8 protein-coding genes are annotated in these 9,893 nt (G+C 58.6%); all 8 read right to left on the reverse strand.

Features of this window, described 5'->3' with window-relative positions:
• Nucleotides 1-1,191, reverse strand: a 1,191-nt coding sequence (locus tag V3W31_08600; GenBank protein MEE9614988.1) for a DNA mismatch repair protein MutS, incomplete at its 3' end; no start/stop codon positions are given.
• Nucleotides 1,192-1,251: 60 nt separating this feature from the next.
• Nucleotides 1,252-3,525: a glycoside hydrolase family 57 protein gene (locus V3W31_08605; GenBank protein MEE9614989.1), complete on the reverse strand. Its 2,274-nt coding sequence runs from the start codon at nucleotides 3,523-3,525 to the stop codon at nucleotides 1,252-1,254.
• A 4-nt stretch (nucleotides 3,526-3,529) separates the two neighbouring features.
• Complete coding sequence (locus V3W31_08610) at nucleotides 3,530-4,804, reverse strand: PQQ-binding-like beta-propeller repeat protein (GenBank protein MEE9614990.1); 1,275 nt, start codon at nucleotides 4,802-4,804, stop codon at nucleotides 3,530-3,532.
• Nucleotides 4,764-5,429 carry a histidinol phosphate phosphatase domain-containing protein gene (locus tag V3W31_08615; protein MEE9614991.1) on the reverse strand — a complete coding sequence of 222 codons (666 nt, stop codon included), beginning with the start codon at nucleotides 5,427-5,429 and terminating at the stop codon, nucleotides 4,764-4,766. The genes V3W31_08610 and V3W31_08615 overlap by 41 nt, the downstream gene beginning before the upstream one ends.
• Entirely contained in the window at nucleotides 5,426-7,006 is a 1,581-nt protein-coding gene (locus V3W31_08620) for a DUF4388 domain-containing protein (GenBank protein MEE9614992.1), read from the reverse strand. The genes V3W31_08615 and V3W31_08620 overlap by 4 nt, the downstream gene beginning before the upstream one ends.
• Entirely contained in the window at nucleotides 7,006-8,031 is a 1,026-nt protein-coding gene (locus tag V3W31_08625; GenBank protein MEE9614993.1) for a hypothetical protein, read from the reverse strand. Before V3W31_08625 ends, V3W31_08620 begins: the two co-directional genes overlap by 1 nt.
• 82 nt (nucleotides 8,032-8,113) lie before the next feature.
• On the reverse strand, nucleotides 8,114-8,611 hold the full coding sequence (locus V3W31_08630; GenBank protein MEE9614994.1) for a bifunctional nuclease family protein: 498 nt from the start codon (nucleotides 8,609-8,611) through the stop codon (nucleotides 8,114-8,116).
• The coding region (gene miaB, locus V3W31_08635) for a tRNA (N6-isopentenyl adenosine(37)-C2)-methylthiotransferase MiaB (protein MEE9614995.1) at nucleotides 8,602-9,893 on the reverse strand (1,292 nt) is incomplete at its 5' end. The genes V3W31_08630 and miaB, both read right to left, overlap by 10 nt.

The following is a 9,893-nucleotide window of genomic DNA, read 5'->3' on the forward strand; positions in this document are numbered from 1 at the left end:
GGAACCCTCTATGAGCTCGACCGCCTCCGGCACCCCGTCCAGGGAGGCGGCCGCGGCCGCGGTAATCGGAGCGCGGAACCCGCCGAGGGCTTGCTTAAGCTCCGGCACCTTCTTAAGCGACTCCTTAAGCGAGACGAGGTCCCTCGGCGAGGCGATCCCGAGTGAAACCCGGCCTATAAGCCTTTCGAGGTCGTGAACCCCACTTAAGAGCTCTTCGAGTTCGAGAGATACCTCCCTCGACTCCACGAACTCTTCGACGCCGTCCAGCCGCGTTCTTATTTCGCCTTCATCAACGAGCGGGTAGGTAAGCCACTCCCTGAGCCTCCTCCCCCCCATCGCGGTCCGGGTACGGTCAAGGAGCGAGAGCAGGGTATCGGTCCGGTCCCCGCTCCGCATGTTTTCCGTAATTTCGAGGTTCCTTCTGGTGGCGTGGTCCATTACGAGATAGTCGCCCGGGTAGTAGGGGGTGCAGCGCCGCAGGTGGCCGAGGTCGGCCTTCTGGGTATCTCTTACGTAGTGGAGGAGCGCGCCGGCGGCCCTGGTGCCCTCCACAAGGTCGGAGCAGCCGAAGCCGTCGAGCGAGGCGACCCCGAACTGCGCGGTAAGACGTTCGAGCGAGACGTCGTGCTTGAAGTCGTAGGCGGCGAGGAAGGTGACGTTTCGGACGGGCAACCCCGCGGTATCGGTCGATTCCTGCAGGACGAGCTCGGAGGGGTTTATCCTTGCTATCTCGTCTGTGAGAGAGTCGCCGTCCTTTACGTCCGTGATCCTGAACTCTCCGGTGGAGACGTCCATATAGGCGAAGCCCGAGCCGCTCGTGCCCCTGCATGCCGCCCCTATGAAGTTATTGCTCCCGGACTCCAGGAGTTCGTCTTCGAGCGCCACCCCCGGGGTTACTATCCTGGTTACGGCCCGTTCCACAGGGCCCTTTCCCTGCCCCGGCTGCTCCATCTGTTCGCAGATGGCCACCTTGTGCCCCTTCCTGACGAGCTTCGTTATGTAGCCGCCGGCGGCGTGGTAGGGTACGCCGCACATGGGGATATCCCGCTCCTTGTCCCTGGTGGTAAGGGCTATGCCCAGGGCACGGGAGGCGAGCTTCGCGTCCTCGAAGAACATCTCATAGAAGTCCCCCATCCTGAAGAAGAGGACCGCGTCCTTGCAGCCGGACTTGATGTCGAGGTATTGCCTCATGACTGGAGTGACATTTTTCATGGTATAAATATAGTAATATCAGGTAGTTATATGGGCTAGTTAAACCATCCAGTTATATCTTTCGAACTCTTCGGTCGGCACGTCTACGACGAGAAAACCCTTTGCGGGCCACCTTTCAAGCCCACCCTCTCCACCAACTCCGCCCTCCACATTTATAAAGAGCTTTAGTTCTCCACCCCCCTCCCCCCCCTCCGGTGCGGCGCCGAGGTCCTTGAAGGGTATGCCGAGCTCCACCACGTCACCTGCGGCGAGCAGGTCCAGCGCGCCGAGTTCGGACCACGTATCATCTTCTTCTGTGCCGCGCGTATAGAGCGTACCCCGCGCCTCTTTTCCCTCGACCCGTACGTTGAGCCTCAAAAGGTTCGGGTGGAGGAAGTTTATCGTAAAGCTCCACTCCCGCTCATACGGGGTAAGCTCCTTCAAGTAGTCGAACCGGAAGAAGAGGGTCTCCAGGTTGAAGCCGTAGGATACGCAGTGGATGAGCCCGGCTTTTCTATCCCCTTCCACGGCGGGGGCCGGTCCCCTGTGCATGGCGCCGCTTACGTATGTCCTTTCGAGCCTGCCCGCGGCCAGCCACTCGTAGTAGTTGGTTACCTCTCCGTCGAAGACCGGCTCTATGAAGGCGGTGGGGAGCCTGGCGGGCCTGAAACCCCTCTCGGCGGATATTATCGGGACGTCGAGATAGGTCGGGGGCTCGACCTTGATAAGGTCGTAGAGCTTTGTGAGGTGCGCCCTGAAAAGGGCGTCGAACTCGCCGTCGCTCATGGAGGCGTGCTCGTCCCCGTACCACCAGAACCAGTCGCTGCCCTCGGCCGCATGGAGCTCGTCCCGGGCGGCTTCAACCATCTTGAGCGCCCCGGGGTCGGACCCGGCCGAGCCCGAAGCCTTTACAAGGGCCTCCCTGGCCCCGGCTATATAGTCCCAGGCCGTGTTGTCCTCGGGGTGTCCTATCCATACCCGGAAGTTATGGTTTATCCAGGAGCCCGAGAAAAGCCCCGGCAGCTCTTCCCTCGATTCGGTTTCCGATAGGAACTCGTCCACCCTGACGCAGCGGAGCGCCGGATGGCCGGTAAGGGCGGAGTACATAGCGCGGAGAAAATCTCTCCCGTCGTTCCTGTAACTCTCCCACGCGTTCTCGCCGTCAAGGATGATACTTACTATGTGCTCGCCGGGTTTTTCGAGCGAGTCGTAGATCCCCGTAAGCCTCTTTATGAAGTCCGCTGCCGCGGCCTCCGGTTCCCACCGCGAGTACTCGAACCCTATGAGGTCCGAGAGCACCCTGTCCCTGAAGAGGACGGTAATGGGGGTGCCCTCTCCGCCCGTCCGGACGGAGTAAGGCCTGTAGAGGAACATTTCCTTTGCGGCTCCGTCACTGTCCCTCAGAATTTGCCTTCCAAGAGAGCGTGCCAGTATGTCCTCGTCGGTCGCGAACCATCCGATCCTCTCTTCTTCGAGGAGCGGCAGCATTCCCATGCTGACCGAGCCCTCCGGGGGCCATATGCCAGTCGGCCTCCTGCCGAAGGTCCTGGTATGAAGCTCTATCCCTCTCCTTAGCTGGGCCGCCGCATCGGCGGGGTTCGAGAAGCGTTCTTTTGGGAGCGCTATGTCGGGGACGGCCTCCCTGGCGGAGAAACTATCGCAGAGGAGCGGCATTATGGGGTGGTAGTAGGGGGAGGTCGTAAGCTCGACGACTCCCTTCTCGCTCATCTCGGCGTACTTCGGGATGATGCGGTTTATTATCTCTATCTGTTTGGAGAGGAGCGAGCGCTTGTCTTCTTCCGTATAACCGCGCTCCTTTTCCACGAGCCGCATGAGGAGCGGGTCGGCTTCGCGTATCCACGGGTCTATCCATGCGAGGTTGAAGAGAAGCTGGAGGTCGCGGAACTCCTCTTCGGTAAAGAACCTGGCGGCCTCCCCGACCTCGTCCGGTTCTCCGGAAAAGCCCCTTTTCGAAAGAAGCTCCCAGTACCCGGGAAGCGGGCGTATCATGTTGTCCCGGTTCGCCTGAAAGAAGTGAAAGAGAAGGAACTTTTTATCTTCCCCGGTAAGTTCCGACGCCGGCTTAAGGGTGAGGCTCCTGTACTTGTCCCTGGCCTCGCCCGAGCCGTACTCCTCGATCTGCTCTATCAAGGAGGGGACGAGGTTGAACGTCTGGTGTATGTCGGGGAACTCTTCGAGGATGGAGACCATGTCGTAGTAGTCCTTTGTACCGTGCAGGAGCACCCAGGGGAGCAGGTATTCGCCCGTGAAGGGGTGTCTGTATAGCGGTTGGTGCATGTGCCATATGAAGGCAATGTTGAGCCTTTCACCCATGGCTTCAGGGGGAAGGGTCCGTACCGAGAACCTGGAGCGTGCCTTTCGAAGTCAGGATGACTATGCGGTTGGCCGCTGCGGCGGCGTTAGTATAGACGGTGGAGGAGAGTCTCTTGTACCAGACCGGGGAGCCCTTGCGGAGCGTGTAGGCCTCTACGTGGCCGCTTGTATTGGCAAGCGTGGGCATGTTGAACGGGATGGACTCTTTGTTCGAGAAGATAAAGAGGTGGGTGGCCGTGAGTACTACGGAGGAAGGCACTCCCCTGGTGAGCTCCCTCGTCCAGAGGACTTTTCCCATCGTCCGGTTAAGCGCGAGCAGGCTGTCCATGCCGGCCACGTAAACCACCTTTCCGGACACGGCGAAGTCGACGGCCTTTATCGCCCCGAACTTGCCCATTAGCTCTCCGGTATCTTCATCGAGCATGAGAAGCCCTCCTACGTCGTCTATTACATAGACCAGGCCTCCCCTGACCGCGGGCGTGCGGCGGGCGCGTTGGGAGGGGGGGGTCTGCCGGAGTATCCTTCTCTTCCAGAGTTCCTTGCCGGTTTCGGCGTTAAGGCAGACCAGATATCCGTCGGAGAAAACGTTGTAGATTTTTTGTTTTTCCCTGGAAAGGGTCGGGGCGTTAAAGAGTCTCGTGGATACAAGCCCCGGTACGGGGCGGCTGTAGCTCCAGAGCTTTTCCCCCGTCTCCGCCGAGAGCGTGTAGAGTCTGTTGTCTGAAGAGGAGAAGTGCAGGCGGCCGTCCGCGATTAGCGGCGCCGACAGTATTTCCGAGCGTGAGTTGAAGTGCCAGATCTCGGCGCCGCTCTCCCTGTTGAGGCAGCGGAATATCCCCCCGCTCGAGCCGAAGCAGACCATCCCCCCGGCAACGGTGGCCGTGGCCTCCACCGGGAAGTCGGCCTTGAACTCCCAAAGTGTTTTGCCCCTATCGAGGTCAAGGGCGTAAAGAGTTCCCGTGGTGCTGCCCACGAACACAACGCCGTCGGAGATTACAGGGGAGGAGGTCTCCTCAAGGGAACGTATCCTCAAGGGGGACAGCCTCTTCTTCCAGAGGGACTTAAGCGGCACTTTGATCGCCTCGGTCGTGGAGTTCGTACGGTATTCGTCGTGCAGGTAGGTACCCCACGTGAGGTCCGGTGTCCCCGCCGCCGGCGCCACTTCCACCTCGGCTACGGGGGTTCTCTTAAACCAGCCGCAGCCGCCAAGGGCTATCAAGCCCGCTATCGAGATGGTCTTAAGCCAGGGCCCTATTGAGTAATGCCTCGGAGTTATCATTGATTTTCCCATAGTCGGATTTTGTAAGCCCGGCCCCCAAGACTATCCTGAGCGCCGTATCCTCTGTTATCAGGTCGCCCGGTCCGTGGGCGTCGGTGTTTATAACAAGCCCTACCCCGTACTTCTTTGCCATGGCCGCGACGTGTCCGTTAGTAAGGCAGTGGCCCGACCTTGCCGTAATCTCGAAGAGGACGGAGTTCTCGGCCGCGGCAATGCACTCCTCGGCCGTTACCAGCCCCGGGTGTGCGAGGATATCCACCCCGGCCTTTATAGCGGCCATGTTGGTGCCCGGCGCCACGGGTTCCACCACGGTCTCGCCGTGGCAGAGGACCACCCCGGCCCCGAGCCCGCGCGCGGCCTCGACCGCAGTCCCTATACGGTCCGGTGGTATGTGGGTGAGTTCCACGCCGGGGAGCACGGTCGGTTCTCCTCCCCCTCCCCCCCCCTCCCGGTCGATTGATTTGAGGAAGCCGTGGACCTGAGCGAGCACCTGTTCGAGGTTGGAGCCGTCAACGTGGTCTGTTATGGCGAGCGCCCGGTATCCCATTACGGCGGCCCTCCTCAATAGCTCGGAGGGCAGGAGCGCCCCGTCGCTCAGGAGGGTATGGGTATGGAAGTCCATCATACCGGAGCGGCCATGGTGGAGACATAGTCCTCTTTTATGAGGCGCTGGAATAGGGCCTGGAGTATTTTGAATATGCTGTCGTCGGCCGAGGCGGGGTTGAACGTGAAAAGCGGCTCGTCCGACTCGAGGGAGAAGGCCTTTTTGAAAGAGTCCGCCACCTTGCCTTCCGGCTTACCGGAGCCCGAGAAGATATGGACCGCCGGCACGCGTCTTTTGCGGAGGATCTCGTTCTTTGTGTCGGCGAGCTCGGGCAGGTAATCCGTATCTTCCTCGGAGCACAGGAGCATGAGCCCTATGAGGTTCGTGGAGAAGGCGCTCAAGAGAGGGAGCATATGCTTCACCGTGGGGACGACGAAGAAGACCACCTCCATCCCGCCGTAGAGTTTCAGGGCCCCTATTTCCCCGAGCGGGACCTCCTCGGAGGCCTTTGAAGAGGATATGGCGCGGCTCAGGGAAAAGCCCGGAAGGCGTTTGCAGGCGTGGATTAACTCCATCGCCGACCCGACCGACGATGGGACGAGGAATATCTTTCCGAAGTTGACGCTTAACATCTCGGGCCACCTGTTTACCACCTTCTCCTTTATCAGTACGGCCTGGGTGGAGGAGATGAACTCCTTCTCTTCCTCCTCCAGCGCCCCCGTCTCCTCGGACGCTTCCTCCACTTCGAGTATGCCCCTGTTTATGAGGCTCGTAAGGGTTTTGTATATCTCGTAGTCTGGGAACGAGCAGTGGTCCGACAGGTCCCCGACCTTCGAGTGGAAGTCCAGGAGGAAGAGGACCTCGTATATTATGGGCTTAAGGCCCTTGGGCAGCGTGGTGGTGTCGACCTTGGGCTTAAGGGTCGAGTCCACGTCTGGGAAGAGGTGCTTTGATTTTTCGAACTCGTCAAGCTGCCGCATCCCCTCCATCAGGAGGTTCCCGGTCGAGGACTGCATCCTCTGGGGGACGCTTATCGGTTCCGGCAGGAACTCAAAGGTGCCCTCCTTCCATGACAGGAGGCGAAACAGCGCCTTTTCCTTCTCCGCCTCGCCCAGGAGGACGTTGTATATCTGACCGTCTTTTATGTAGACCGTCCCCGAGATCTTCCCCGAGGTTGCCTTGAGTTCGCCTTCCTTTTTGTTGAAGTGCAGTACCTGCAGGAGGTCCACGAGCGACATGTGGGCGAGGCTTCCGCGCATCTCCCCCGTGTCGGCCTCTTTTTCCTCCTTGCCGGTGGAAAGGAGCGTCTGTTTTATCCTTCCGAACAACTCCTCGACGTTGAAGGGCCTTGTGAGGAAGATGTCCTTGCCGACCCGGAAGGCCTTTACGTAGGCAACGCTGTCGGAGAGGAAGACGAACGGCACCTTGGCGGTGTGTGGGTTGTTGGTAAGTATCTGGAAAACCCGGTCCCCGCTTATTACCGGAAGGTCAACGTCGATGACTATAAGCAGCGGCGGTTCCTTAAGCGACATCTCGATGGCCTTGGCGCCGTCGGCCGCGTCCGTGAGTTCGCAGCCCTTTGCCTTCAGATACTCCGAGATCTCGGCGGCCTCTTCGGGGTCTTTAAGGGCGAGCAGTATTTTGTTGTTTTCCGCCATCAGAGCTGCTCCTGAAGCGAGTAGTCTTTCTGGAACTTGGCCAGCAGGCCGTCGACAAAGTACGGGTCGGAAGTCTGAAAACACGTGAACGTATCACCCCAGCTCTCCTTGCAGAGGAACGCATAGGCGAGGTCCTCGTTCAGGAAGAAGGTGAAGGTGACTTCGCCGAGGCGGTGGTCCGACAGGGCTATGGGGGTCGCGCCCTTTGTCTCGAACTTGCCCCCCACGTCCTCGCCGACAACGAATATCTTCGTGGCGGTAGTGCCCGCGGAGTCGAGTAGTTTTTTCATATGACGGTCCAGTTCCAGGCTCTTCGTTCCGATGTAGAGTATGCCCCTTTTGTCCGGGACTCTGGTTATCTCCTTTATTACCATATCGCCGATCACATCCATAAAGGGGCGTGGGATGTCCTGGCCCTGGCCGATATCGAAGTTGCTATAGCCCTTGCCTTCATGCCCCTTGCCGAGGACGGACGCCGTTATTTCCCAGAAGATCTTATCCTTGAGGGAGAGTTTTTCCCAGAGGGAATCTTTCCTTTCCGATATTTTCTTGCTCGCCACACCGACGAGTTCCCCGTAGCCGTTTGCGTCTTTGGGGTATGTGGCCTGGGCGAATATGACCGGGGCGGCGTGCCCATCCGCCATCTTAAGTTTGGTGACGGCCTTTGTAAGCTTCCGTATGGTGATCAACGCGCCGAAGTAATCCGTATGGGGGAGGACGGTTATGATCCGTCTGTCTTCGAGCATGCCCACCACGTCGCAGTCCCTCACCACCTGCTGGATGGTCGTGACCACCTCTTTCAGGAAGTCCAGGAACTTTTTCTTGTCGGGGACCTGTTTCCTGTCCTGAAAGGCGTCGATATGGGTCAGGATTACCGAGAACTGGTTCCCGTACCTTTCCGAGCGTATGGCCTCGAGCCTCCCGTATTCGTTCATGAAGAAGGCATCGTGGAAACGGCTCTTTAGCTCCTCCATGGTTTTAGCGGCGGGCGAGGTTTTTTTAGCTGGTTTTGCCGTCTTGCTCAAAGGTCAAGAGAGTCCTTTCGTTTTTAGTACCCATAGAGTAAGCCGCTCGGGAGGGAACGGCCGCGGGAACGGGCGGGCCCTGCTACATCTTATACTTGCCGAAGGATTCCGGCGAGAGTTCATCCAGGAGTTCGCTCCACTTTTTCGAATCGATACGTTTTTTGCCGTCGGCGTCGTCAAGCTCCATCTTGTTGGACTTATCGATTACCTCCGTAGAGACGTAGATAGGAGATCTCGTGCGCAGCGCCAACGCGATGGCGTCGCTGGGCCTCGCGTCTATCTCGTGAGAGGTGTTGTTTACGTTTATGTGTATGGTGGCGTAGTAGACGTTATCCTTTATGTCGTTCACCTCTATCTTTTCGACGGTTACGTCCATGCGCCCGAGTACGTCCTTCAGGAGGTCGTGGGTCATGGGCCGGGAGAACTGTATTTTTTCAAGCTCCGCCGCTATGGCGCTTGCCTCCAGCAAACCTATCCATATGGGGAGCGAGTTCTTATCGTCGGTATCCTTGAGGATAACTACAGGGGCGTTGGTAAAGGGGTCTATGGTAAGGCCGGACACCGTCATTTTCAAGAACATAGAAGACTCCTTTCCTGGGAGACACCCCGAAGGGAGTTCGCGTAGGCGTCCGTTATAAGCACACGAGCCATCTCCCCGATAATGTCCGCATCCGCCGGGAAGTTCACCACCCTGTTACACTCGGTCCTCCCGGTAAGCTCTTCGGCGGAACCCTTGCTCACCCCTTCGACCAGCACCGCCTTTAGCCTCCCTACCATCTCCGCGTTCTTCCTTGCGCTTATCTCCTTCTGGGTGGACTGGAGGATGTCGAGCCTCCGGACCTTTATCTTTTCATCCACATGGTCTTCGAACGTGGCCGCCATGGTGCCGGGTCTCGGGGAGTACTTGAACGAGAACACACCGTCGAACTCCACCTCCCCCAATATCTCCATCGTTGCCTGGAACTCTTCGTCCGTCTCGCCCGGGAAGCCCACGATTATATCGGTGGTTATGGATATCCCCGGATATAGTTTTTTGAGGAGTAAAACCTTTCCGAGGTAGTCCCGGGCCGTATACCCCCTCCTCATCCTCTCGAGCACCCTGTCGGAGCCTGACTGTACCGGCAGATGGACGCTCCTTGCAAGCTTCGGCTCCTCGCCGAAAAGGGCGATAAGTTCTTCGGATATGTCCTTCGGGTGCGAGGTTACAAACCGCACCCTCTCGATGCCGTCGACCCCGGCGACCCTTCTGAGGAGCTCCGGGAAGGATATCTCATCCTCGCCGCCGTAGGAGTTTACGTTCTGCCCTACGAGGGTTACCTCTTTGGTCCCTCCCGCCGCGAGGCCCCTCACGTCCGTGATAATCTCCCGGGCGGCCCTGCTGACCTCCCTTCCCCTTACGTAGGGGACTATACAGTAGGAGCAGTAGTTATTGCACCCCCGCATGATGTTAACGAAGGTCTTTACCCCGGCTTCTTTTGACCTGCGGTACTCTTCCCCGTCTATGGTATCGGAGAGCTCCGTTGCGGCTACTCTCCTCCCGGAGGACGCCTCTTTAAGGAGGAGCGGGAGCCTGTGGATGTTATGGGTGCCCACCACCATGTCAAGGTGGGGGATCCTCTTCAAGAGCGAGTCACCCTTTTGCTGGGCCACACATCCGCTTACGCCTATAACGAGCCCCGGCCTGTCCCTCTTGATCGCCTTGAGTCTCCCGAGAGTACTGTAGACCTTCTGCTCGGCTTTATCCCTTATGGTGCATGTGTTTATGAGTATGAGGTCGGCCCGCAGGGGTTCGGTAGTCCTCCTGTAGTCGATCTCGCTTAGGAACGAGAGCATCCTGGAGGTGTCGTCCTCGTTCATCTGGC

It is taken from the genome of Thermodesulfobacteriota bacterium (assembly GCA_036482575.1).
Classification (GTDB): domain Bacteria; phylum Desulfobacterota; class GWC2-55-46; order GWC2-55-46; family JAUVFY01; genus JAZGJJ01.